This window comes from Colwellia sp. 1_MG-2023 (genome assembly GCF_030546755.1).
GTDB lineage: Bacteria > Pseudomonadota > Gammaproteobacteria > Enterobacterales > Alteromonadaceae > Thalassotalea_H.
This window is the reverse complement of record NZ_JAUOPE010000007.1, coordinates 1-25,686: the sequence shown is the minus strand read 5'-3', so window position 1 is coordinate 25,686 and position 25,686 is coordinate 1. Positions and strand designations below refer to the sequence as shown.

The following is a 25,686-nucleotide window of genomic DNA, read 5'->3' as shown; positions in this document are numbered from 1 at the left end:
CGTCTCCTTAGGCTGCTTCTAAAGGCTTCAGACTATTGTCTTTAGCATTAATCGTTTTAAACATGTTGTATGCCATTAAAACAAAACCAGCAACAACGAATACACCACCTACGAAACGAATGAAATAGAACGGATACGAAGCAGTTAAACTTTCGACAAAAGAGTATGTTAACGTGCCATCTGTGTTTACAGCTCGCCACATTAACCCTTGCATTACACCAGAAATCCACATGGCAACAATATATAAAACTACCCCAGTGGTATGTAACCAAAAATGAGTATTAATCAAACGAATACTGTACATACGACCTTGGTTAAATAAAACAGGAATTAAATGATACATAGCACCAATTGACACCATGGCAACCCAACCGAGTGCACCAGAGTGAACATGACCTACAGTCCAATCAGTGTAATGAGAAAGCGCATTTACTGATTTTATCGCCATCATAGGTCCTTCAAAGGTAGACATACCGTAGAAAGATAATGAAACGATTAAGAAACGTAGAATAGGGTCATGACGAAGTTTATGCCAAGCACCTGATAACGTCATAATACCGTTAATCATACCACCCCAAGATGGTAGGAATAATACGATAGACATTACCATACCAACTGACTGAGCCCAATCAGGTAAAGCTGTGTAATGAAGGTGATGAGGACCTGCCCAAATATATAACGAAACTAACGCCCAAAAATGCACAATAGATAAACGATATGAATAAACAGGGCGTTCAGCTTGTTTAGGAACAAAATAATACATCATACCTAAAAAGCCTGCTGTTAATAAAAAGCCTACAGCATTATGACCGTACCACCATTGCATCATCGCATCGATAGCACCAGAATAAATAGAATATGACTTCATCATAGAAACAGGGATAACCATACTGTTACCGATATGCAAAACAGCTACGGTGAGAATGAAACCACCGAAGAACCAGTTAGCAACATATATATGAGAAGTTTTGCGATTCAAAAGCGTGCCGAAAAAGACAATGGCATAACATACCCAAACCACGGCAATTAAAATATCAATTGGCCATTCTAATTCTGCATACTCTTTACTACTAGTATACCCTAGAGGCAAGGTGATAATTGCCAAAAGAATGACAGCTTGCCATCCCCAAAAGGTGAATGATGCGAGTTTCCCACCAAACAAAGTTGTTTTACAAGTACGCTGTACGACATAATAAGAGGTAGCAAACAAAGCACTTGTACCAAAAGCAAAAATTACTGCACTGGTATGAAGTGGGCGAAGACGGGAGTAGGTTAACCATGGTGTTTCAAAATTTAATGCTGGCCAAATTAATTGAGCGGCAATAAGGACACCGACAAGCGTACCAACAAATCCCCAAATAACTGTCATGACGGTAAACTGTTTTACTACATCGAAGTTATATGACGGCTGATCAAGCGTTGTTGTCATTTTTATTGTTCCGTTAACAAAGTTAGTTTTACTATATGTTGAAAATTAAGCGTTGTAAGATTTCAGCTTATAATTTTCGCAATAGTTTTCGTGAGTATGATATAAATCACATGTTTCGAGCGTAACGTATTATATCATTGGTAATTTTACCTTTTCGTGATGATTTAGATCAATGAAAAAATGTGATTTAAATCAATAAAAAGGATTTAACATTGATTAATTATTAAGATAAGTACGCGATCGTTTAATTATTGAACTAAAAACAAAATAATTATAAAAACTGTAGACTAGATATCAGTGTTAAGCTAGATGGAAAGTTTAATTTTAGGTTTTTAAATAATAATATTGGCTGTATTTGTTGAAGGGCAAATACAATCTTTTATCACTTGGTGTTTTCTTATGTTCAAACCTGCACAAGGTTTATTGCTGCTTTTAATGTTTCTTTTAGTAGCTTGTATGCCTAATAAAGAGCAACGTGATATTTATGTTGTTCCTCAATGCATAGCAAGCCAAAGCCAATGCCAAATCAACATAGCGCAGGCTCGATATGATATTTTATTCAATGTTAAGTCTGTAACGCCGGAACAACCATTTAGTATTATTGTTAAAAGCAAATCCCTTGATGGCAATGTGCTAATTAGTGGTTATTTAGAAGGAAAAGAAATGTATATGGGGAAGATCCCTTTATTTTTTGAGAAAGATGAAGCCGGTAATTTTGTTGCCCCAACTATGTTAGGTAGTTGTGCAGAAAAAGAAATGATTTGGCGTATGTGGTTAATCATTTCAGATGAAAAACATCCAAGTAAAACGCAACCTGTATTTATCGATTTTACCAGTTATCGACATTAATTTTTACTTTATGGGTTTTATCAAAGCGTCAAATTGTCGGATAGTTATGATGCTAATTAAATAATCTTTTTGTATTTATCTCATAAGACTTAACTTATTTCACAATATTTAACTTATTTCATAATACTTAACTTAGCGCTAACCATATTGCGACCGCTATCATTAAACTTCCTGACACTTGATTGAGCCGTTTTACATTATTTTGTTGCGTTAATATACGGCCAATTGTTTTTCCACCTGCGGCGTATAACATCATGCAAATAAACTCAGAAATTATAATAATTATCACTAAAACAGTTAGTTGAGGAAGTAACGCGTAATTATTGTTAATAAAGGGGGGGAGTAATGAAACCATAAATGCCCAACCTTTAGGATTGGCAATTGCGGTTATAAAGCCCTGATTGAATAATTGTTTTTTACTAATAGAAGATGAGCAATTTTGTTGTGTTGTCAGGGCAAGTTTACCTTTTGAAAACCACATGTTTAAGCCAACATAAAGCAAATAAGCTGCACCGACAAACTTCAAACCTTGAAAGAGAAAAGGCATTTTTAACATAAGTGATGAAATACCAACAACAGATGCAATCGCGACACATGCCACACCTAATAGCTCACCCCACATCATCCACAAAGTGTTTTTTACGCCAATTGAAATTCCTAAGGTCATGGCTAATGTCATGCACATGCCTGGGGTAATGCTGACCAAAAAGAAAGTAGGAATAAAAAGAGAAACTAATGCAAAGTCGATCAAGGTGAGATCCTCAGGTGTTTTAAGGCGATGATAATAATTGAAAGACGAAGTCAGTAACAGCAGAAATGTCATTTAACTTACTTATACAGTTACTTGTCTAATTGTCATAGAATCGCAGTGTAAATCTTTGTAAATAAACTTGTTGAATTGCAAAGGTAAAATTAACCTTTTATCACTATATAAAAATTGACTTTATATTAACTTAAATTTGATGGTGAACATGAATTACGGAAATACCAACAAACAGAAATTTAATTTGCCCACTTTTCTAGCACTTTGTAGTGTTAGTGTATTCTTAGTGTCTTGTTCCTCAACCTCGGGTCGAACTGAAGCCAGTCGTGATATTGTTTATCCACAGCACTGGCAATCCATTAAATCTCAAATCAGTGATGATGCACAAAGTAGTGATAATTGGATAACCACTTTTAATGATCCGCAATTAATTGCGCTTGTCGAGCAAGCCATTAAACAAAACCGATTGCTTAAAACACAAAAAATCACTATGAAGTTAGCTGAGCAAAAAGCCCTAGTTAGCGGCGCAAGTCGATTACCTGCTCTCACATTAAACCAAGGTAACTCAAGACGTAAAAATGTATCTGATGATGTTGCTCAGTACACAAGTAGTGCGGATGTTGATCTTGAATTAAGCCTAGAAGTTGATATTTGGGGTAAATTATCTGACCAACAAAACCAAGCTACGTTAAATTTTGCCGCCGCTAAAAGTACATACGAACATCAAAAAACAACCTTGATTGCCCAAGTGGCAAGCGCCTGGTTTGATGTGATATCCGCCCAAGAGTTATTAAACTTATATCAAGAAAGGGCCAAAAACTTAACAAATAATTTAGAAATGATCCAAGCATCATATCGCTTAGGGCTTAACGATGCATTAGATGTATATTTAACTCAAAATGATGTCAGTCAAGAGTCGGCTCGTGTAGCACAACAGCAACAAGTATTATCAGTAGCTAAGCGTCAACTCGAATTGTTAATTGGAGAGTATCCCGACGGTAATTTTACTAGTAACGTTGCATTACCGGTATTAAATCAAGAGGTACTTATAGGCGCTCCTGCGCAACTATTAACTAAAAGGCATGATATTTTAACGTCTTGGTATCAATTACTTGCTTTAGATGCTGGGTTAGCAGTTTCACATAAACAACGTTTCCCGAAAATTTCATTATTTGCTAGTACTGGTGATAGCTCTGATGAACTGCAACATTTACTTGATGGCAGCTCGCTTGCCTGGTCGTTAATTGGTAACTTAACGTTACCTTTGTTTGATGGAGGTCGACTTGCTTCACTTGAAAAACAAGCAAGACTCGAAGTTGAACAACAAGAGCAATATTATCTTAATGATCTTTACCAAGCATTTGCTGATGTTGAAAACAATATTGCAAACAGCAAGGCATTAAAAGAACGTTATCAACATTTAACGTTAGCAAGCCAAAATGCCTTAACAGCTGAGAAGCTTTCTTTTGATCAATATATGCGTGGTTTAGTAAGTTACACCACAGTGCTAGAGTCACAAAGGAGAGCATTTGATGCTCAAAACTCATTAATTCAACTAACGAATCAATTACTGCAAAATCGCATTTCTTTGTTTGTTTCACTTGGTGGATCACCTGTGAGTCAATCAGAAGAAAGCAACAACACAAGTACCATAGTCGCAAACAACCAACAGGTTAATCAATAAATTATGTCTATTCATACTCTCATTACCAAAAATAAAAAACTATTGCCTGTTTTTATCATCATTATTTTTGTTTTATTAGCTAAGGTTATTACTAGTAACCCGCCAACGGCAAAACGCGGAAAGCCAAGTGCAGTACCGCAAATTAGCGTTGATGTTCAAACCATTAAAAAACAAAAATATCCTGTAGTTATCGAAAGCTACGGCACTATTAAGCCAAGAACCCAGAGTATTTTATTCCCGCAAGTTTCAGGTCAAATTATTCATATCAGCAAGAATTTTCAAGCGGGCCAATTTTTTGAAAAAGGGGATGTATTAGTAGAGTTAGATGCTCGAGATCATTTATCTGAAGTCAAAATTTCTCAAGCAAACTTATATAGTGCTAAACAAGCATTGAGTGAAGAAGAAGCACGGGTTGAACAAGCTAAGCAAGATTGGCAAAGACTTGGTAATAGTGAAGATGCGCCTGACTTAGTACTAAGAAAACCACAATTGTTAGCGGCACAAGCTAAAGTACTTTCTGCACAAGCTAGTTTAGAAAAAGCGCAACTTGCCGTTGAACGCACTAAAATTGTTGCACCATATACCGGTCGTATTCTTTCGAAGGAGGTAGATTTAGGACAAGTTGTTTCTTCTAGCACTCGTTTAGCTGAGATTTATGCGGTTGATTATGTTGAAATTCGTCTTCCCTTAAAAAATAAAGACTTACGTTATATGGTGCTGCCAGAAAACCAACGGTTTACTAAAGCAACAACCAATGAACAACCGGCTGTAACCATTTATTCTGATTTAACGCAACGGGATACGTGGTTTGGAAAGGTGGTGCGTACTGAAGGAGCATTTGATCAAGACTCACAACAATTATTCGTGGTTGCTCAAATTGACGACCCCTATGGCGAAGGGAATAAACAAAGTTTACCCCTTAAAATTGGTCAATACGTTAGTGCCAAAATCAAAGGTAAAGAACTTGATAACGTTATCACGGTAGCCAATAAAGCGATTTATCAAGGAAGTTATGTTTATGTGGTTGATGATGGTGTCTTGAAAAGAAAAGAAGTGAAAATTGAATGGCAAAATCATGATATTGCCATTATCAAACACGGTGTTGAAGAAGGTGAATTATTGGTGATGACACCATTAGGCCAAGTTACTTCAGGTACTCCTGTTTCAATAGCGAGCAAAGATGGACAACAACAGCTAAGAAAAAAAGATAAACCAAGACCGGATCGCCAAGGTGAAAACCGTCCTGATCGTAAATCAAAAGATAAAGGAGCAACATCATGATCACTTGGTTCGCTAAAAATCACGTTGCCGCCAACCTTTTGATGATAACCATTCTATTAACTGGGCTTTTTTCATTAAAAGGCAATATACCTTTAGAAGTTTTCCCTTCGTTTGAATCAGATATTGTTTCAGTACGTGTTAGTTTACGAGGAGCAACGCCAGAAGATACCGAACAAGGGGTTGCTATTCGGATTGAAGAAGCCGTTCAAGACTTAGAAGGCATAAAGAAAATCAGTAGTACTTCTGTTGAAGGTTCTGCATCAGTTAGTATTGAAGCCGATAGTGGTTACGATGTGCGTAAGCTACTTTCTGATGTTAAAAGCCGAGTTGATGCGATTAATACTTTTCCAGCAGACGCAGAAAAACCCATTATCGCCATTATGCAGCGTAAACGGGATGTTATGTCGGTTACCATTTCTTCTATTTATGGTGAAAAAGAAATACGTGAATTTGCAGAAAAAGTGCGTGATGATTTATTAACGTTACCGCAAGTAACTCAAGTAAGTTTGGATGCGGTACGTAGTTATGAAATCAATATCGAAGTTAGCCAAGAAAAATTGCAACAATATCAATTAACTTTATCTGACATTTCTGACGCCGTTAAGGCAAGTTCAATAGACGTGTCAGCAGGTAACGTACGTACTGAGGGTGGTGATATTTTAGTGCGTAGTAAAGGTCAAGCCTACCGCCGAGATGAATTTGAACAAATAGTTATCAAAACACATCTTGATGGAACATTTTTACATTTGATAGATGTTGCTACGGTTAATGATGGTTTCGAAGAAGAGCCGCTTCGCGCACGATTTAATGGTGAACAAGGCGCATTAATTGAAGTCTTTAGAATTGGCAATCAAAGTGCAATTGACGTAGCCGATGCCGTTAAAGAATATATCGTAGAGCAACAAGATAGCTTACCAAAAGGGTTTAAGTTAAGTTATTGGGATGACGATTCTGAAATTGTAAAAAGTCGTTTAAACACCTTAATTACCAATGCATTACAAGGCGGATTCCTTGTTTTAATATTGTTAACGTTATTTTTAAGACCTTCGATAGCGTTTTGGGTATTTATCGGTATACCCATTAGTTTTATGGGGGCCTTTGTTATGATGCCTCTGTTTGATATTTCTATTAATATCATGAGCTTATTTGGTTTTATACTTGTTCTAGGTATTGTGGTTGATGATGCTATTGTTACTGGGGAAAATATATACCGGCATACTCAAACGGCGAAAACCAGTTTACAAGCAGCCATTGAAGGCACTAAAGAAGTTGCCGCCCCGGTTACCTTTGGTATTTTGACGACCGTTGCAGCATTTTTACCTTTAGCGTTTATAGAGGGGCGAAGAGGCGCACTGTTTGCTCAGATTCCTGTAATTGTTATTCCTGTACTATTGTTTTCATTAATTGAGTCTAAGTTTGTTTTACCTTCACATTTAAAGCATTTAAAACTTCGTAGTGATAAAACTAAAGTGTCTAAATTTAGTGCTTGGCAACAGCGCTTTGCTGACGGCTTTGAAAATGCGATTCTTAAGTATTATCAACCCGTTTTAGCAATTGCAACTAAAAATAGATTAACAACGATATCTTTATTTGCTGGTATCTTTATTTTGATTTTTGCTTTCATTGTTAGCGGATGGACAAAGTTCGTATTTTTCCCGCGCATTGCCAGCGAAACTGCACGTGCTAATTTAACAATGCCGGTTGGTACCAGCTATGATGTTGTTGATAGTTATGTTGAAAAAATGTCAAAAGCGGCTGCCTTATTACAAGATAAATATCGTGATGAAGACGGGAGTAGTGTCATTTTAAACACTTTAGCTATCACTAAAAATGAGACAGGACGAGTACGTTTTGAAATATTGCCCGCCGATAAAAATAATACCGGAGTTGGCATTCGACAGTTAGTCGCGGAATGGCGAGAATTAATTGGTGAATTACCTGGGGCGGAAAGTTTAACGTTTAGAGCTGAAATAGGACGTGCAGGAGATCCCATCGATGTACAACTATCAGCGACTAACTTAACAACCTTAAAAGAAGTGGCAGAACAAGTTAAAACACGATTATCTCAATATCCAACCGTGTTTGAAATTTCAGATAGTTTATCAAATGGTAAAGAAGAATTATCGATAGAACTCACTGAGCAAGGCCATGCGATGGGCATGTCGAGTTCATATGTCACCCGACAAGTGAGAAATGCGTTTTTTGGCTCACAAATTCAACGAATACAACGAGGTAGAGATGACGTCCGTGTGATGCTTAAATTCCCGCTAAGTGAACGTAAATCTATTGCTAGCTTAAGTGATATGTTGATAAAAACGCCTCAAGGCGGCAAAGTTCCACTTTCGCATGTTGCTACCTTAAAACCAGGAAAAAGTCCTTCAGCTATTAATCGTATTGATCGTTATCGAACTGTCAATGTGACGGCAGATGTTGATAAAGAAAATACTAATATGACGGTATTAAATGCTGAGCTTTTGCCCTATTTAGAAGAATTAACGAGTAAATACCCTGGGGTTAGTTTTACTTTTGAAGGTGAAGCGAGAGAGCAACAAGAATCGTTTGGTAGTATGGCGACGGGTTTAATATTTATTTTCTTTATTATTTATTGTTTATTGGCTATTCCATTCAAATCGTATATTCAACCCATCATTGTTATGTCAGTGATCCCTTTTGGCGCAATTGGTGCGGTCGTAGGGCATTGGATCATGGGGATGGATTTAACCATTATGAGTATACTCGGCATGATGGCACTAATTGGTGTTGTCGTTAACGATAGCTTAGTATTGGTTGATTTTATTAATAAAAGAAGGCTTGAAGGGGCTGAAGTCATGGATGCAGTATTAGTGGCGGGACGTTCAAGATTTAGGCCTGTTATGTTAACTTCATTAACGACTTTTATTGGGTTGATGCCATTATTATTTGAAAAAGCCACCCAAGCACAATTCTTGATCCCAATGGCGGTTTCATTAGGCTTTGGTATTATTTTCGCGACCTTTATTACCTTAGTATTGGTGCCAGTAAATTATTTATTAGTAGAAGATGCGAAAGAGTTTGTTAGACTTACCAAATCAAAATTTCAGACAGCATCATAGAGTGTAATATGAATAAACATATAATCGCAGAAGAAACTATTTTTTCTAAAATTATCAGACAAGAAATACCTACGCCTTTATTGTATCAAGATGAATTAGTGACGGCTTTTCGTGATATTTCTCCTCAAGCTGAGAGTCATATCCTGATCATTCCAAATAAATTGATCCCTACGGTTAACGACGTAGAAGAAGAGGATGAGTTAACCCTTGGTCGGCTCTTTACTGTCGCTAAAAAGCTTGCGAAAGAAGAAGGAATTGCTGAAGACGGATATCGTTTGATCATGAATTGTAATCAACATGGTGGACAAGAAGTTTATCATATACATATGCATTTAGTCGGCGGACAGCCATTAGGAAAAATGCTAAACATATAACGTTATTCAACGTTTATATAAAAATAGTAACTTTTACATCTTTATAAACATTTAAATGAGATAAAGTGTGTAAAAGTTACGTTTAATTGTCGTGCAGTTCCCCGTAAGGTCATTCATAATTTAAGGTAAAGTAACGAAAAGGTTGTTCTGTGTGAAGTGGGCAAAATTTATTGAAGATAAAAACAAATTATTCTGGTTTGTGCATAGTGCCGGCTGGTTTGGTTTTGCTTTAGTTTATTACCTTAGTTCATTATTACACGACTTACGTGACATTTTTGTCGTGATCATCTTCTTAAATGCATATGCTGGCTGGTTGTTTAGCATTCCATTACGTTATATTTATCGTTATGTATGGAATTTTACCCCACTTAAAATAGCAGCTAGTGTCATTGTTACCTCTGCCGTTACTGGGGTGTTGTGGCAAGTAGTGCAAAACATCAATTTTTGGGAAATTTATAAACACGGTTATCGTCCCGAGCATATTATTTATTACACACGTAATGGCTTGTTTTCTTTCTCAATTATGTTGAGTTGGAGTGTTTTATATTTCGGCACTAAGTATTATCAAATGCTACAAAAAGAAAGGCAAAACGTATTACAAGCGAATACGGTTGCCCATCAAGCGCAATTAAAAATGTTGCGCTATCAACTGAACCCTCATTTTCTTTTTAATACCTTAAATGCGATTTCCACTCTGATTTTAGTGAAAGAAAATACCACGGCTAATGCTATGGTTACTAAGTTAAGCGAGTTTTTACGTTATTCTTTGGATAAAGATCCGATGAAAAAAGTGACCTTAGAGAGTGAACTTCAAGCGTTAAAACTTTATTTAGATATCGAAAAAGTTAGGTTTGAAGAACGTTTGCAAGTCAATTTTAATGTTGCTAAAGATTGTCAAGTAGCATTAGTACCCAGCATGATTTTACAACCACTTGCTGAAAACTCCATTAAATATGCGATAGCTGTACAAGAACAGGGCGGAGCAATTACCGTTAATGTTTCCAAGTTTGGCCGAGATTTACTTATTGAACTGACTGATAATGGTCCTGGTGCTGAAATTAAAAATGGTAATTTATTTCGTGAACATGGTGTTGGTTTAGCGAATAGTCGTGAAAGATTACAAGCATTGTATGGTAATGAATTTTCATTAGTTGTTTCCAATAACGAGCCTAACGGTGTTAAAGTTAACATCAGAATGCCGTATGAAACTGGAACTATAGAATGAGTAAAATCTTATCCACCATTATTGTCGATGATGAAGCTCTTGCCAGAAAAGGCTTAGCGATAAGGTTACAAGAACATAAAGATATCAAGGTTATTACTGAATGTAGTAATGGCCGAGAAGCCATTGAAGCGGTTAGAGCTTATCAACCAGATTTAATGTTTTTAGACATTCAGATGCCGGGATTAGACGGTTTTGAAGTGGTAAAAGAAATTGCCGAACAAGGGCTAGAATTGCCGATGGTTGTTTTTGTGACCGCGTTTGATCAATATGCGCTAAAGGCGTTTGATGTTCATGCTCATGACTACTTACTCAAACCTGCCGATGAAACACGACTTGCTCAAGCGCTTGATAAAATTAGAGAAAAATTAATTGGTGAAGAAAATGCTCAGCATAAAGAAAAGTTAGTACGGCTAGTCAGTGATGTTACCGGTAACGATTGTGCTGATATTCTTAATGATTTAGCCCAAAATAAGCCTGTGTCAATTTCTCATTATTCTGATGTTTTAGCGATTAAAGATGCGGGCGAAGTAAGTAGGGTGCCGGTTAAAGATATTTTATGGATAGATGCTGCTGGTGATTATATGTGTGTTCATACAGAAGAAAATACACATATACTCCGTAAAACGATGAAGCAATTAGAAGAAAGCTTAGATCCGAAACAGTTTATTCGTAGTCATCGTTCAACCATAGTAAATAAACAATACATTAATAAATTTTGTAGTCAGCTGAATGGGGAATATTATTTAGTGATGAATAACGGTAAAGAACTTAAAGTCAGCCGTAGTTATAAAGACAAAGTAAAGTTAGCCGTAACGCAATAATCATCTCTGGAACAATTCTTTAAATCAACTATTGCTATTAAGCATCGGTTTGTTTTGATAACGCTAAAATATTATCTTGGGCATCAACCAAAAATGGATTGACGGTTTTATTATGCTGAACTGCTTGGCTTAATGGGATAAAACAAATAGTATTATTTTGTTCGCCTATCATTATATTACTCTTACTTTCTGAAATCGCTTGAACAGCCGACACCCCCATTTTTGTTGCTAAAATTCTATCTTTAGCGACGGGTGAGCCGCCTCGTTGAATGTATCCTAATGTGCATAATGTACAATCAATGCCCGTTATTTCTGTTAGCTTTTTCGCTAACGCTTCACTGCCATTTGGCCACAGATTTTCAGCAATCACGATTAAAAAACTTCGGTGCTTTTCTTGTTTCGCTGTTTTAATTTGCTCGGCTATTTGGGCCAATGTTTCTTGTTCTTGCTGTACGTTAAAATTTTCAAATGAAAGGACTTTTTCAGCGGCGCAAGAAATACCTACATTAAACGTTATTTGCCCACTTTTCCGACCCATGAGCTCCACTAAAAATACCCGCTCAAATGCGTCAGCGGTATCACGGATTTTATCAATGGCTGAAAGAGCAGTATCTACGGCAGTAGAAAAACCTATGGTAAAATCAGTGCCATCAATATCATTATCGATAGTGCCTGGTATGCCTATGACTTGTCCTTGCCATTGAGCTTGAATGGCTAATAAACCGTTAAATGAACCATCGCCTCCGATGACAATTAACGCATCAATTTTATTTTTCAGTAAAACATTGACCGCTTGCGTAATTCCCGTTTTATTGCGCATCTCTTTACAACGTGCACTTTTTAAAAGTGTACCTCCACGGTGGATCACGCCTTCAACGTCTTTAATCTTTAACGGTTTAAGCTCATTATTAATTAAACCGTTGTAGCCATGATAAAAACCAAAAACTTTATATTGAAAATGGTTACCAGCGATGACAATAGCTCGTATTGCTGCGTTCATTCCCGGTGCATCACCACCACTGGTTAAGATAGCTATATTTTTGGTCATATATTTAAGCGGTTTTGATCATTAACATAGATAAAACTTAACATTGAATAGTTTGTTTGCAAATATAAACTACTTGATTTGTCTTGATTCACTACATTGACGTTAGCAAGATCAAAAAAGGTAACTATTGATTAAATCAAATAGTTACCTTTTGACGTTTGTTAAAAATAGACTTTCTCTAAACTTTATTTATGAAAGATTTTCTTTTTTAACGTTAAGAATTTTTAACGTGTTTGTCGCACCAACAGTTTCCATTAGGTCACCGTGAGTGAAAATGACTTTATCGCCTACAGCGAGATCTGATTTATCAATTACTGCTTTTAAAACATCTTTGGCTAAATCATCATTGCTGCTTTTTGTTGAATCAAATTCAACAGGGTAAACACCGCGGTAAATAGCGGTTTTATTTAATGTTTTATTGTGACGCGATAATGAATAAATTGGTAAACCTGACGTTATACGAGACATTAATTTACTCGTATGGCCAGACTCAGTTAAAGCAATAATCGCTTTAACACCGTCTAAATGATTGGCTGCATACATGGCTGAAAGTGAGATGGTTTCAGAAATTTCAGTAAAAGTAATATCCATGCGATGACCTGATGTATTTACTGAACGATGTGTTTCTGCACCAAGACAAACTTCTGACATTGCTTTTACGGTTTCAACAGGGTATTTACCTGCAGCCGTTTCAGCACTTAACATCACTGCATCTGTACCATCAAGCACAGCGTTTGCCACATCCATAACTTCTGCACGAGTTGGCATTGGTTGCTCAATCATCGTTTCCATCATTTGTGTTGCTGTAATAACGACACGGTTTAATTTACGACTTCTTGCGATAATGTGCTTTTGTTTACCAACAAGTGCCGCATCACCAATTTCAACGCCTAAATCGCCACGAGCAACCATAACAACGTCAGACGCTAAAATAATGTCATCTAACACTTTATCATCGTTAACAGCTTCTGCACGTTCAATTTTAGAAACAAGTTGTGCTTCACAGCCTGCTTCTTGTGCTAATAAACGCGCTTCACGCATATCAGCCGCATCACGTGGGAATGACACAGCAAGAAAATCAACATTAATTTTCGCAGCTGTTTTAATATCTTCTTTATCTTTAGCCGTTAATGCAGGGGCAGTTAATCCACCACCTTGGCGGTTTATGCCTTTATTGTTTGATAAAGGGCCACCAACAGTAACTTCTGTGAAAACAGATGGACCTACGGTTTTTAATACTTTTAATTGAACGCGACCGTCATCAAGTAATAAAATATCGCCTTCTGAAACATCGTCTGGTAGTTTTTTATAATCAATACCGACTTTTTCCTGACAACCTTCACCTTTTGGAAGCGTTGCATCTAACTCAAATTTGTCACCAATAGCAAGTTTGATCGGGCCGTCTTTAAAAGTGGAAACACGAATTTTAGGACCTTGTAAGTCTCCTAAAATACCAACATATATACCAAGTTCATCAGCGACTTCACGTACTGTTTTAGCTCGTTGAATGTGGTCTTCAGCAGTTCCGTGTGAAAAATTTAAGCGAACAACGTTAACACCGGCAGCGAGCACATTTTTTAACGTTTCTCTATCTTCAGTTGCAGGACCTAAGGTCGCAACAATTTTCGTTCTTCTAGGCATTTTAATCCTTAGTATAAAACTAATTAATAATGAATTATGGTTCTTTACGTTCGAAACGAGAGCTTCTTAAGCTATCTTTTACTTTTTTCAAATTGTCTCTAAATTTCGTACCACGGCGTAAAGTAAAGCCGGTCGCTAAAATATCAATAAGTGCTAATTGAGCAATTCGAGAAGACATAGGCATATATAAGTCTGTATCTTCGGCAACATCGACAGATAAAACGATGTTACATTCTTTAGCTAGTGGTGTACCTTCAGTCGTGATCCCAATAACGGTGGCATCGTTTTCTTTAGCTAAACTAGCAACTTCAACTAAAGACTTTGTTCTTCCAGTGTGTGATATAACAACGACTACATCACCTTGTTGACTATTAATAGCACTCATACGTTGCATTAATATGTCATCAAAATAGACAACTGGTACATTAAAACGGAAAAATTTATTTAGTGCGTCATGAGCTACAACCGCAGAGGCTCCCAAACCAAAAAAAGAAATTTTATTTGCTTGGGTTAATAAATCTACTGAACGATTTATTGTGTTGGTATCTAAACTTTTTCGCGCGAGTTCAAGATTTGCCATTGTTGATTCAAATATTTTAGCGGTATATTCATCGGCGCTATCATTTTCATCAACATGTCTATTTACATAGGGAGTTCCATTTGCCAAACTTTGGGCTAGATGTAATTTAAAGTCTGGGTAACCTTTTGTGTCTAATCTTCGACAAAAACGGTTAACAGTTGGCTCACTGATGTTTGCTTGTTTAGCTAAAGCAGCAATGCTTGCATGAATAACAGTGTTAGGCGATGACATGATCACTTCAGCAACTTTACGTTCTGACTTACTGAAGGTATCTAGCTCATTCGCAATTTTTTCTAATATATTCATCATTACCACCATAGTTATTTTTATTAAGTGTAATTAATTTTCTTAATATTAAACAGAAAAAATGAAAATTTCTTTCATTTTTCTTATTAATATAAAACAAAATGGCAATTTTGTGCAAATGTTTAATAATATAACGCAGGTTTTTTTACTTTTTGCACCATTACGAATAAAGGATAACGTTATTTTGTAGTAAAGTTACAAAAAGTTCTTTACTGAGCTATCAACAAGCGCTAAATTAGTGCAAAATGTAGTTTAGTTACAATTAAAATATTAAAAAACTAGAGAGTTAGTCCTATGAAAAACACCGAATATCAGTCTGCTAGCGAAATTGTACTCTTTGGTGCGCTTGGTGATTTATCTCGTCGCAAATTATTACCAGCCCTTTATCAACTTGATCAAGTAGGCTTATTAAATCCTGAAAGCAGAATAGTAGCGGTTGCAAGACAAGATAGTAGTCTTGAAGAATTCACTGAGTTTGTCATGGAAAATTTAACAAACTTTGTCAAAGAAGGATTAGATAGTGATGTTATCGAACGTTTTAAATCTCGCCTTGTTTATCAACAATTAGATTTTAAAGACACTGCTGCTTATAAAAATTTAGCTGCAACAATAGAGAATGGCCATCCAACACGTGTTTATTATTTTTCTACACCACCTGCTATTTATGGTGATATTTCTGATGGCTTAAAATCGGCAGGTTTAATTACTGATGCTGATCGTGTGGTTATGGAAAAACCTATTGGCCATTGTTTAGCGTCATCGAAAGTGATTAATGACCAAGTTTCACGATATTTCAACGAAAACCAAATTTATCGAATTGATCACTATTTAGGTAAAGAAACCGTATTAAATTTATTAGTACTTCGTTTTGCTAACTCATTATTTACCAATAATTGGGATAGAAATAGTATTGATCATGTTCAAATCACTGTTGCTGAAAGTGTTGGCATTGAAGGTCGTTGGGGCTTTTATGATGATGCAGGACAAATGCGCGACATGATCCAAAACCATCTATTACAAATTTTATCTTTATTAGCAATGGAGCCTCCAGCCGATTTAAGCGCCGAAAGTATCCGTGCTGAAAAATTGAAAGCAGTGAAAGCCTTAGTACCTATTGATCGTAGTAACGTGAAAGAAAAAACGGTACGTGGCCAATATGCTGACGGTTATTTAAATGGTAATCCAGTACCTGGTTATTTAAACGAAGAAGGGGCAAATACCAGTAGTAATACTGAAACCTTTGTGGCAATTAAAGCCGAAATTGATAATTGGCGCTGGGCAGGTGTTCCCTTCTATTTAAGAACAGGTAAAAGAATGCCTGCTAAGCATAGTGAGATTGTGGTTCATTTTAAAGAACAAGCACACAACATCTTTAAAGATAGCTATGCAGACTTACCAGCAAATAAATTGACGATTCGATTACAGCCTGATGAAGGCGTTGAATTGCAAATGATGAATAAAATACCTGGTATTGCTTCTCAAATGCATATTCAAGAAAACAAGTTAGATTTGAGCTTTTCAGACACCTATGAAGATCAACGTGTTATTGATGCATATGAACGTTTAATGCTGGAAGTCATTAATGGTAATCAATCTCTATTTGTCAGTCGTGACGAAGTTGAAGCTGCTTGGACTTGGGCTGACAGCATTATTGATGCGTGGAAATCAACGAATGAAGCACCTAAGGCTTATGCGGCAGGTTCATGGGGACCGGTTTCTTCGATTTCATTGATTGCACGTGATGATAGACAGTGGGTGGAATAATGTATCAATTAAATGAATTTGAATCACGGGCAGCACTCGATATAAAGCTTGCTGATACCGTCGCTGAGTTGTTAACGAAAGCCGTTGCCAAAAAAGGTAAAGCAAGTATTGCTGTTTCTGGTGGTTCAACACCGAAAGGCTTTTTTACTGCCTTATCTAAAAAAGATCTACCATGGCAAGATATTACGATTACTTTAGCGGACGAACGTTGGGTAAGTATAGAGGGTGATGCCAGTAATACTCGCTTAGTTCATGAGAATTTATTACAAAACAATGCTGTGAATGCCAAGTTTTTTCATTTAAAACAAGGTGATGAACTTTGTGAAGAAACTTTAGCTGATCTTAATATAGCGGCTAATTCTGCATTGTTACCTTTAGATATTCTGATTTTAGGCATGGGGGAAGATGGTCATACAGCGTCTTTATTCCCTTGTAGTGATGAAATTGATGAATGTTTTGCTACACAGTCTCCTTTGTTAAAAGTAGTCCCTAAAACGGCACCACATGACAGAATTTCTTTCAGTTTTTCTGCACTAAAATCCAGTGAAAATGTCTTTCTTCATATTAGTAGTGCAAATAAAAAAGCAGTACTTAATAGTGCATTAGCAGAATCTGATATTAAACAAATGCCAATAAGGGCATTTTTACAAGACCCTGAAATTAATACCAATGTGTATTGGGCGGAGTAAATTATGAGTAATTCAACAGTAGTACCAGTGAAAAAAGAAATAGTCGATATAACTAATCGTATTATTGAACGTAGTAAACCGACCCGGTCTGCATATTTAAGTCGGATAGAGGCTGCAAAATCAGAAACCGTGCATCGTGCTAATTTAGCATGTGGTAACTTGGCTCATGGCTTTGCCGCTTGTGGCAAAGATGAAAAAGCAATTTTACGTGGCGTTAACCACTCTGATATTGCGATTGTTTCTGCTTATAATGAAATGCTTTCTGCTCATCAGCCTTATGAAACATACCCTGTAATCATCAAAGAAGCCGTAAAAGAAACCGGTGGTATTGCCCAATTTGCTGGTGGTGTACCTGCGATGTGTGACGGTGTTACTCAAGGTCAAGATGGTATGGACCTTAGCTTAATGAGCCGCGATGTTATTGCAATGTCTACTGCTGTAGCGTTATCTCATAACATGTTTGACGGTGCATTAATGCTTGGTATTTGTGACAAAATAGTACCAGGCTTATTAATTGCTAGTATGTCTTTTGGTCATTTACCAACAGTTTTTGTACCAGCAGGGCCAATGCCATCTGGTATTCCAAATAAAGAAAAAGCGCGTGTTCGTCAACAATACGCAAAAGGTGAAATTGGTAAAGATAAATTATTAGAAGCCGAATCAGCTTCATATCATGCACCTGGCACTTGTACTTTCTTTGGTACGGCTAATTCAAATCAACTTGTAGTTGAATTTATGGGCTTGCATTTACCTGGAGCTTCTTTTGTTCAACCTAATACAGTGTTGCGAAAAGAGTTAACTAAAGCCGCTGCACGTCAAGTAACCCGTATTACACAACAATCTGGTAACTATATGCCGATTGGTAAAATGGTTGATGAACGTTCAATTGTTAATGCCATTGTTGCTTTGTTAGCGACTGGCGGATCAACAAATTTGATCATGCATATTATCGCATTTGCCAAAGCGGCAGGTATCATCATTAATTTCCACGACTTCCATGACCTATCTGAAGTAGTGCCATTATTAACACGCATTTATCCTAATGGTCATGCTGATGTAAACCACTTCCAAGAAGCAGGTGGCATGGCATTACTCTTTAAAGAATTAATTGATGCAGGTTTAATTCACGAAGGTGTTGAAACTATTTGTGGAAAGGGGCTTAGCCGATATACCCAAAAGCCAACAATAGAAGATGGTAAGTTAGTGTGGGTTGATATTCCTAAAGTTTCAGGTGATCCAGAAGTAATTGCAACCTTTGAAAAACCTTTCAGTAAACATGGTGGTTTATTAACGCTTAAAGGGAATATTGGTACGTCTGTGATTAAAACATCTTCTATGCCTATTGATGATGTAGTTATCAAAGCACCAGCGATTGTTTTTGAAGATCAACATGAAATTGATGTGGCGTTTAAAGCGGGTGAACTAAACAAAGACTTTATTGCTGTTGTGCGCTTTCAAGGACCTAAAGCTCGTGGCATGCCAGAATTGCATAAATTAACTCCGCCATTAGGTGTTTTACAAGGTAACGGACATAAAGTTGCCTTAGTGACAGATGGTCGAATGTCTGGGGCATCAGGTCGTGTACCGGCTGCTATACATCTTTGTCCAGAAGCTTTAGATGGCGGCATTATTGCTAAAATTAATACTGGCGATATGATTGAACTTAACTGTAAAACAGGTGAGTTAAACTTATTAGTTGAAGAAGCAGAATTAAATCAACGTCAATGTGCACAGTTCCAAAAAAATAACCACCATTTAGGTATGGGGCGTGAGTTGTTTGGTGCTATGCGTCGTAATTTAAGTACCGCTGAAACAGGTGCTTGTTCTCTTTTTGATGATGAATAACCTTTTCGGGCATTAATAATGAGTCAAATTATAAACTTAGTGGCGGATATTGGTGGTACTAATATCCGGTTAGGCACTTTTGAGCAAGATTCGCCAGTAACCGATTTAAAAGTATATCAATGTGGCAATTATCCAAGTTTGTCTGCGGTAATTCATACTTATATCAATGAAGCAAACTTAACAGGTAAAACGATCAATGCATGTTTAGCTATCGCGTGTCCTGTTGAAAATGATTTAATCTCTATGACTAATTTGCCATGGGAATTTTCTCAAAAAGCTTTGAAAGAAGAATTATCCCTGAACACATTATTGTTGATCAATGATTATACGGCAATTGCTCACGCTGTTCCTTATCTTAGCAATGATCAAAAAGTACAAATTGGCGGCGGCGAAGTGGTTAGCGGTAAGCCTATCTCTATATGTGGTCCGGGTACAGGGCTAGGGGTGGCAAATGTTGTACCTTTAGCGCAAGGACAATGGCAAGCGCTTGGTGGCGAAGGTGGACATGTTGATTTTGCCCCAATTGATCAAACAGAAATTCAAATACTCGATTTTTTACTAAACCAATATCAGCATGTTTCTTATGAGCAACTATTATCTGGTTTAGGTTTAGAACAAATTTATCAAGCATTGAACCATATCGAACAAGCTGGTCAGCCACAATTGTCTGCCAAAGACATTTCAGCTAAAGCATTATCGAATACCTGTAAATTGTGTGAAAAATCATTAGCACAGTTTTGTAAAATATTAGGCAGTTTTGCTGGTAATTTATCGTTAACATTAGCCAGTTTCGGCGGTGTGTATATTGCTGGTGGTATCGTGCCACGATTTATTGATTATTTAAAACAAAGTGAATTTAGAAGCCGTTTCGAGAGTAAAGGTCGGATCACGTTTAACCAAACGATCCCGACATTTGTGATCACGGAATCACAGCCCGGTATTTTGGGCGCTTCGGCATACCTTCGACAACACAACCTTCAAAACAAAGGATAAATAGGAATTATGACCTCACCACAAAAATGGCAAGTAGCGCCAAAAGATCTTTTCGCCATGGGACCTATTGTTCCTGTATTAGTTATCAAAGATGTCGAGGATGCTTTACCGATAGCTGAAGCACTTCTTGAAGCAGACATTAAAGTACTTGAAGTTACTTTAAGAACGCCGGCGGCTTTAGATGTTATTAGCACCATTGCCAAAGCATTACCTGAAGCCGTTGTTGGCTCTGGAACTGTAACTAATCGTGAGTTATTACAACGTTCTGCAGATGCAGGCGCAAAATTTGCGATTAGTCCAGGGTTAACAAAAGATTTATTACAAGCGGGTAACGAAGGTGATATCGCGTTAATTCCAGGGATTTCTTCAATTTCTGAATTAATGGACGGTATTGATTATGGATACGATCATTTTAAATTTTTCCCTGCAGAAGCTTCTGGCGGTGTAAATGCGATTAAATCAATTGGTGGTCCATTTGCCGATATTCGTTTTTGCCCAACTGGCGGTATTAATATCAACAATATTAATAATTACTTAGCCTTACCTAATGTGGCGTGTTGTGGTGGCTCTTGGTTAGTGTCTGATGAAATTATCGCACAAAAGAATTGGAAGCAAATCACGGAATTAGCGAAACAAGCATTAGCGCATGTAAAAGGCTAAAAAGAGGGGGAGCATTATTACTTGGTTAATAATGCTTTTTCGCTAAAAAAAAACGCTAATAACGTATGTTATTGGCGTTTTTTAATATTTAAGATAAAGCTATATTAACCGCAGGTTTTAAAAAGCTGAAGTGTCAGCAAATAATCCCACTTTTAAGTCTTTAGCAACGTAAATTTCTTTACCGTCAACACTTACTGTACCGTCTGCTATGCCCATAAACAATTTACGTTTAATAACACGCTTTAAATCAATTTTATACGTGACTTTTTTCGCCGTAGGTAATACTTGACCAGTAAACTTAACTTCACCTACACCTAAAGCACGACCTCGACCAGGTCCACCAGCCCAAGCTAGGTAAAAACCAACAAGTTGCCACATTGCATCTAAACCTAAGCAACCTGGCATTACAGGATCACCTTTGAAGTGGCAATCGAAAAACCAAAGATCTGGTGTGATATCTAATTCAGCGATAATTTCACCCTTATCAAATAAACCGCCTTCTTCTGTAATGAGGTTGATTCTATCCATCATTAACATATTGTCAGAAGGTAATTTACTGTTGCCTTCACCGAAAAAGTCAGTGGTACCGGCTAAGATCAGATCTTCTTTTGAAAACGAATTTTTTTGTGTCATGGTAACGATTTTACTCTTTGATTTTTAAAGGCGCTACTTTAGCGAACACTTGTACACTAAACAACTCCGAACAGTACTTTTTTATAAAATTATTTGTCATATATCATAATTCACGTAAAATATGGTAACGCATAACTTGTTTAGTAATTGTTTACATGAATGATAACAATATGAAAGTAGAGAAAAAAAAGGCATTAACCAATGCTGAAAAACAAAAACGATATCGAGAAAGGCAAAAAGACCGTGGAAAGCAAGAAATGAGAGGATACTTATCGCCAGAAGCAAAAGAGTGCTATCGTTTAATATCAGAGCAAACCGGTTGGAATGACAGTGTCATTTTAAGTAATGCAGTTAGGCTCACATACGCAGCATACAAAAATGGACAAGTCGGATTGTTAAATAGTTGGCTAACAAAAAATAAACTTTAAATGCTTTGTAATATATATTTACATTTAGCAGAGTAATATTAATAAAATAAGACATATTTTTTTAAAAGATTAATCGCTATACTCATTGTCTAAGCGATAGTCTTTAAACCATTAGACAAAAATAATAAGGTGATTCTCCGTTGATTAATGTGTTACTAGTTGATGATCATGAGTTAGTTCGTACTGGTATTAGAAAAATACTCGATGAAGTGAAAGGACTTAAGGTTATAGGGGAAACTCAAACAGGTGAAGAAGCTGTTCAGTTCTGTCGTAAAACTGAGCCTGATGTTGTGTTAATGGATATGAACATGCCTGGCATTGGTGGTTTAGAAGCGACTAAAAAGATTATTCGTTATGCTCCCGATGTAAAAGTTATTGTCTTAACGGTTTACTGTGAAGATCCTATTCCAACAAAAGTCATGCAAATAGGTGCTGCAGGTTATTTAACCAAAGGTGCGGGACCTGATGAAATGGTTAATGCAATTCGTGCCGTTAATAGTGGTCAACGTTATATCACACCTGAAATTGCCCAAAAGATGGCATTAAACCAATTTAAATCCGCGGAAGAAAACCCATTCAATATCTTGTCTGAACGTGAATTACAAATCATGTTGATGATAACTCGTGGTGAAAAAGTACCTAATATTTCTGAACAATTAATGTTAAGTACAAAAACTATCAACAGTTATCGATATCGTATGTTTGAGAAGCTCAATGTTGGTAACGATGTCGAATTAACCCATTTAGCTATCCGTCACGGTATGTTAAAAACTGAAAAGCTTTAACCGGTTAACGTTATCGATTAGTTACCCCCTTGAACAGCCCACTTCCAGAATTTGATCATCAAGCTTTTCTGTCTGTTGTTACACAACAGGCAGGTGTTTATCGTATGTACGATAAAGATCAAACGGTAATTTATGTAGGTAAAGCGAAAGACCTTAAAAAAAGATTGACCAGTTATTTTAGAAAAGATGTCGGTAGTAATAAAACTAAGGCGTTGGTAAAACAAATTTGCGCGATTGATGTTACTGTTACTCATACTGAGGGTGAAGCATTAATTCTCGAAAACAACTATATAAAGAAATATCAGCCGAAATATAATATCTTATTAAGAGATGATAAAAGTTATCCCTACTTATTGATTACCGATCATAAACACCCCAAATTAGGCCTTCACCGTGGTGGAAAAAAAGTCAAAGGTGATTATTTTGGCCCTTATCCAACCGTAGGGGCCGTGTGGCAAAGTTTACGATTGATGCAAAAGCTTTTTCCCATCAGACAATGTGAAGACAGCTATTATCGTGCGAGAAGCCGTCCTTGTTTACAATATCAGTTAAATCGTTGTTCTGCGCCATGCGTGGATAAAATTTCAAAGCCGGATTATCAGCAGCAAGTTGACTTAGCGAAATTATTTCTGAAAGGAAAAAGTTCTTTAGTTATTGAGCACTTGGTTGAAAAAATGGAACAAGCGAGTGTTGAGTTAGCCTTTGAAAAAGCGGCAAAATATCGTGATCAAATAACTACGTTACGAAAAGTTCAACAACAGCAATACGTTAGTGGTTTTGCTGCTGAAATGGACGTCATTGGTATTTATCGTGATAAAAACCAAGTCTGTGTTCATTTATTATTTATTCGAGATCATAAAGTTTTGGGCAGTAAAAGCTATTTCCCAACCATCCCTGCTGAAACACAAGATAAAGATATCGTTCAAGCATTTATTAGTCAGCATTATTTTGGTCAAGATCTCAAAGCAGGGCGTATTCCTAAAGAAATTATTACGCCAATTGAAATTGATAATAACCTTGATATACAACAATTATTGACAGCACAAGCTGAACATGAAGTGAAATTATTGTTTAATGTTAGAACAGAACGAGCCAATTATATAAAGCTAGCGAATACCAATGCCCAAAATGCGCTTGTTACTAAAAACAGTCATAAAGAATCGGTTCAAGCAAGGTTTATCGCATTAAATGAAGTTTTTGATTTAGACGGCGGTATACAACGGATTGAGTGTTTTGATATTAGCCATACTATGGGACAACAAACCATTGCTTCAAATGTAGTATTTAACCAAGAAGGCCCGGTAAAAAGCGATTATCGTCGTTATAACGTTCATGGTATTACACCCGGCGATGATTATGCTGCTATGGCGTTTGCTTTAAATAAGCGCTATGGAAAAGTGACGAATGTTGAAAAATTGCCAGATATTGTTTTTATTGATGGCGGGAAAGGGCAGTTATCAAAAGCCGAACAGTTTTTTAATGAACTAAATTTAGAAAAAACGCCATTGTTAGTTGGGGTTGCTAAAGGAGAGTCAAGAAAACCAGGTTTAGAAACGTTAATATTAGCGGGTAGTCATCAATTAATTTCATTGCCAGGAAATTCTCCTGCTTTACATTTAGTACAGCACATCAGAGATGAATCACATCGATTTGCTATAGCTGGGCATCGTGCTAAAAGACAAAAAGTAAGTAAAAAATCAGCGTTAGAGTCTATTCCAGGGATAGGGGTTAAAAAAAGACAAATGCTATTGAAGTATTTAGGTGGTTTACAAGAAGTGCTGCAAGCAGATGTGACTGATTTAGCTAAAGTACCGGGAATAAGTGTTGCTCTAGCAACAATAATTTATGATGCATTACATGACAATTAACGCAATAACTGTGTAGAATAAAACTTTAAAGGCGATATCGTTATTTAACTTTAATGTTTAGTGATAATCGTGATACTTCAATTAAGTAGTGTGAAATTAAATGTGGACTATCCCCAATCAAATAACCTTGTTTAGAATTTTATTGATCCCAGTTTTTATAATAGTTTTCTATTTACCGGTTGAGTGGCATTATTTTGGTGCGTTTGCTGTCTTTTGGTTTGCTGCTATTAGTGATGCACTTGATGGCTACTTAGCTCGAAAACTTAATCAATCGTCTGCTTTTGGTGCTTTTATTGATCCTGTGGCCGATAAATTAATGGTTGCCGCTGCATTGATCATGATCGCAGAAGATTATCAAAATTGGTATATAGCTGTAGCCGCCATGATAATGATTTCTAGAGAAATATTTATCAGCGCACTTAGAGAATTTATGTCATCTAGAGGCAAGCGGGATATAGTAGCCGTATCAACGTTAGGTAAATATAAAACCGCAGCACAAATGTTAGGAATTATGGGGCTGATTTGGCAACCAAATGAAAACGATGCTTTGTTAAATTTTTTATATATTCCACATGAACTCATTAATGGCGCAGCTTATTTCTTTTATGCAATAGCGACTATTTTAACCGTTTGGACTATGGTGATTTATTTCAAAGCAGCATGGCCAGAATTAAAAGACTAGAACATTGGTTAAAAACCATGCAAAACTTTCTAGATATGTGTTAAAAAATCATCATTTTAGTCGGTTTTTAATCAGTTGAAAAAAAATTGAATTTAAATTGAAATTAAAGGGTTGACTCGTCAATATTTCAATGTAGAATGCACCACCAGTTGACAGGGAGTCAACAGATGAAGCGGCTGTAGCTCAGCTGGTAGAGCATCACGTTGCCAACGTGAATGTCACGAGTTCGAGTCTCGTTAGCCGCTC

General features: G+C 36.7%; 22 protein-coding genes and 1 tRNA gene. 17 read left to right on the top strand and 6 right to left on the bottom strand.

Annotation, left to right across the window (positions count from 1 at the left end):
* Positions 1-7: 7 nt before the first annotated feature.
* Complete coding sequence (ccoN, locus tag Q4493_RS09590) at positions 8-1,429, bottom strand: cytochrome-c oxidase, cbb3-type subunit I (RefSeq protein WP_303451972.1); 1,422 nt, start codon at positions 1,427-1,429, stop codon at positions 8-10.
* A gap of 399 nt (positions 1,430-1,828) precedes the next feature.
* Between ccoN and Q4493_RS09585 the strand changes: the two genes are divergently transcribed.
* Positions 1,829-2,278 carry a hypothetical protein gene (locus Q4493_RS09585; RefSeq protein WP_303451970.1) on the top strand — a complete coding sequence of 150 codons (450 nt, stop codon included), beginning with the start codon at positions 1,829-1,831 and terminating at the stop codon, positions 2,276-2,278.
* A 127-nt stretch (positions 2,279-2,405) separates the two neighbouring features.
* On the opposite strand, the gene Q4493_RS09580 is transcribed toward Q4493_RS09585, so the two are convergent.
* Positions 2,406-3,029 carry a LysE family translocator gene (locus Q4493_RS09580; protein WP_303452311.1) on the bottom strand — a complete coding sequence of 208 codons (624 nt, stop codon included), beginning with the start codon at positions 3,027-3,029 and terminating at the stop codon, positions 2,406-2,408.
* Between the two features lie 298 nt (positions 3,030-3,327).
* Between Q4493_RS09580 and Q4493_RS09575 the strand changes: the two genes are divergently transcribed.
* From Q4493_RS09575 to Q4493_RS09550, 6 genes are all read left to right on the top strand, one after another.
* Positions 3,328-4,725 (top strand): efflux transporter outer membrane subunit, encoded by a 1,398-nt coding sequence (locus Q4493_RS09575; RefSeq protein WP_303451968.1) that lies wholly within the window; start codon positions 3,328-3,330, stop codon positions 4,723-4,725.
* Between the two features lie 3 nt (positions 4,726-4,728).
* Positions 4,729-6,006 carry an efflux RND transporter periplasmic adaptor subunit gene (locus Q4493_RS09570; RefSeq protein ID WP_303451966.1) on the top strand — a complete coding sequence of 426 codons (1,278 nt, stop codon included), beginning with the start codon at positions 4,729-4,731 and terminating at the stop codon, positions 6,004-6,006.
* A complete protein-coding gene (locus Q4493_RS09565) occupies positions 6,003-9,098 on the top strand; it encodes an efflux RND transporter permease subunit (protein WP_303451964.1) in 3,096 nt (1,031 codons plus the stop codon). The genes Q4493_RS09570 and Q4493_RS09565 overlap by 4 nt, the downstream gene beginning before the upstream one ends.
* A gap of 23 nt (positions 9,099-9,121) precedes the next feature.
* Positions 9,122-9,472, top strand: a complete 351-nt coding sequence (gene hinT / locus Q4493_RS09560) for a purine nucleoside phosphoramidase (protein ID WP_303452309.1) — start codon at positions 9,122-9,124, stop codon at positions 9,470-9,472.
* 151 nt (positions 9,473-9,623) lie between these two features.
* Positions 9,624-10,697 (top strand): sensor histidine kinase, encoded by a 1,074-nt coding sequence (locus tag Q4493_RS09555; protein WP_303451962.1) that lies wholly within the window; start codon positions 9,624-9,626, stop codon positions 10,695-10,697.
* The gene (locus Q4493_RS09550) at positions 10,694-11,518 is read left to right on the top strand and encodes a LytTR family DNA-binding domain-containing protein (protein ID WP_303451960.1); all 825 of its coding nucleotides are present in this window, start codon (positions 10,694-10,696) and stop codon (positions 11,516-11,518) included. The genes Q4493_RS09555 and Q4493_RS09550 overlap by 4 nt, the downstream gene beginning before the upstream one ends.
* Before the next feature lie 37 nt (positions 11,519-11,555).
* Here the strand turns inward: Q4493_RS09550 and Q4493_RS09545 are convergent, their stop codons facing one another.
* The 3 genes from Q4493_RS09545 to Q4493_RS09535 form a co-directional block, all read right to left on the bottom strand.
* Positions 11,556-12,566: a 6-phosphofructokinase gene (locus Q4493_RS09545; RefSeq protein ID WP_303451958.1), complete on the bottom strand. Its 1,011-nt coding sequence runs from the start codon at positions 12,564-12,566 to the stop codon at positions 11,556-11,558.
* Between the two features lie 189 nt (positions 12,567-12,755).
* Entirely contained in the window at positions 12,756-14,207 is a 1,452-nt protein-coding gene (pyk, locus tag Q4493_RS09540) for a pyruvate kinase (RefSeq protein WP_303451956.1), read from the bottom strand.
* Positions 14,208-14,241: 34 nt separating this feature from the next.
* Positions 14,242-15,093, bottom strand: coding sequence for a MurR/RpiR family transcriptional regulator (locus Q4493_RS09535; protein ID WP_303452307.1), 852 nt, complete (start codon positions 15,091-15,093; stop codon positions 14,242-14,244).
* A gap of 294 nt (positions 15,094-15,387) precedes the next feature.
* Here Q4493_RS09535 and zwf point away from each other — a divergent pair, with 294 nt between their 5' ends.
* The 5 genes from zwf to Q4493_RS09510 are packed head-to-tail and all read left to right on the top strand — an operon-like array spanning position 15,388 to position 21,044.
* The gene (zwf, locus tag Q4493_RS09530) at positions 15,388-16,857 is read left to right on the top strand and encodes a glucose-6-phosphate dehydrogenase (protein ID WP_303451954.1); all 1,470 of its coding nucleotides are present in this window, start codon (positions 15,388-15,390) and stop codon (positions 16,855-16,857) included.
* Positions 16,857-17,546, top strand: coding sequence for a 6-phosphogluconolactonase (gene pgl, locus Q4493_RS09525; protein WP_303451952.1), 690 nt, complete (start codon positions 16,857-16,859; stop codon positions 17,544-17,546). Before zwf ends, pgl begins: the two co-directional genes overlap by 1 nt.
* Before the next feature lie 27 nt (positions 17,547-17,573).
* Positions 17,574-19,391 carry a phosphogluconate dehydratase gene (edd, locus tag Q4493_RS09520; protein ID WP_303452305.1) on the top strand — a complete coding sequence of 606 codons (1,818 nt, stop codon included), beginning with the start codon at positions 17,574-17,576 and terminating at the stop codon, positions 19,389-19,391.
* An 18-nt stretch (positions 19,392-19,409) separates the two neighbouring features.
* Positions 19,410-20,384 carry a glucokinase gene (locus Q4493_RS09515; protein ID WP_303451950.1) on the top strand — a complete coding sequence of 325 codons (975 nt, stop codon included), beginning with the start codon at positions 19,410-19,412 and terminating at the stop codon, positions 20,382-20,384.
* 9 nt (positions 20,385-20,393) lie between these two features.
* Positions 20,394-21,044 carry a bifunctional 4-hydroxy-2-oxoglutarate aldolase/2-dehydro-3-deoxy-phosphogluconate aldolase gene (locus Q4493_RS09510; protein ID WP_303451948.1) on the top strand — a complete coding sequence of 217 codons (651 nt, stop codon included), beginning with the start codon at positions 20,394-20,396 and terminating at the stop codon, positions 21,042-21,044.
* 117 nt (positions 21,045-21,161) lie between these two features.
* Here Q4493_RS09510 and fabA read toward each other — a convergent pair whose 3' ends face one another.
* Entirely contained in the window at positions 21,162-21,677 is a 516-nt protein-coding gene (gene fabA, locus Q4493_RS09505; protein WP_303451946.1) for a bifunctional 3-hydroxydecanoyl-ACP dehydratase/trans-2-decenoyl-ACP isomerase, read from the bottom strand.
* A 170-nt stretch (positions 21,678-21,847) separates the two neighbouring features.
* On the opposite strand from fabA, the gene Q4493_RS09500 reads away from it, so the two are divergent.
* The 5 genes from Q4493_RS09500 to Q4493_RS09480 all read left to right on the top strand — a co-directional run bounded on the left by Q4493_RS09500 (position 21,848) and on the right by Q4493_RS09480 (position 25,685).
* Complete coding sequence (locus tag Q4493_RS09500) at positions 21,848-22,105, top strand: hypothetical protein (RefSeq protein WP_303451944.1); 258 nt, start codon at positions 21,848-21,850, stop codon at positions 22,103-22,105.
* Between the two features lie 140 nt (positions 22,106-22,245).
* Positions 22,246-22,890 (top strand): UvrY/SirA/GacA family response regulator transcription factor, encoded by a 645-nt coding sequence (gene uvrY / locus Q4493_RS09495; protein WP_303451942.1) that lies wholly within the window; start codon positions 22,246-22,248, stop codon positions 22,888-22,890.
* 29 nt (positions 22,891-22,919) lie between these two features.
* On the top strand, positions 22,920-24,758 hold the full coding sequence (gene uvrC / locus Q4493_RS09490; RefSeq protein ID WP_303451940.1) for an excinuclease ABC subunit UvrC: 1,839 nt from the start codon (positions 22,920-22,922) through the stop codon (positions 24,756-24,758).
* Positions 24,759-24,858: 100 nt separating this feature from the next.
* Positions 24,859-25,440: a CDP-diacylglycerol--glycerol-3-phosphate 3-phosphatidyltransferase gene (gene pgsA / locus Q4493_RS09485; RefSeq protein WP_303451937.1), complete on the top strand. Its 582-nt coding sequence runs from the start codon at positions 24,859-24,861 to the stop codon at positions 25,438-25,440.
* A 172-nt stretch (positions 25,441-25,612) separates the two neighbouring features.
* A tRNA-Gly gene (locus Q4493_RS09480) sits at positions 25,613-25,685 on the top strand.
* Position 25,686 lies beyond the last annotated feature (1 nt).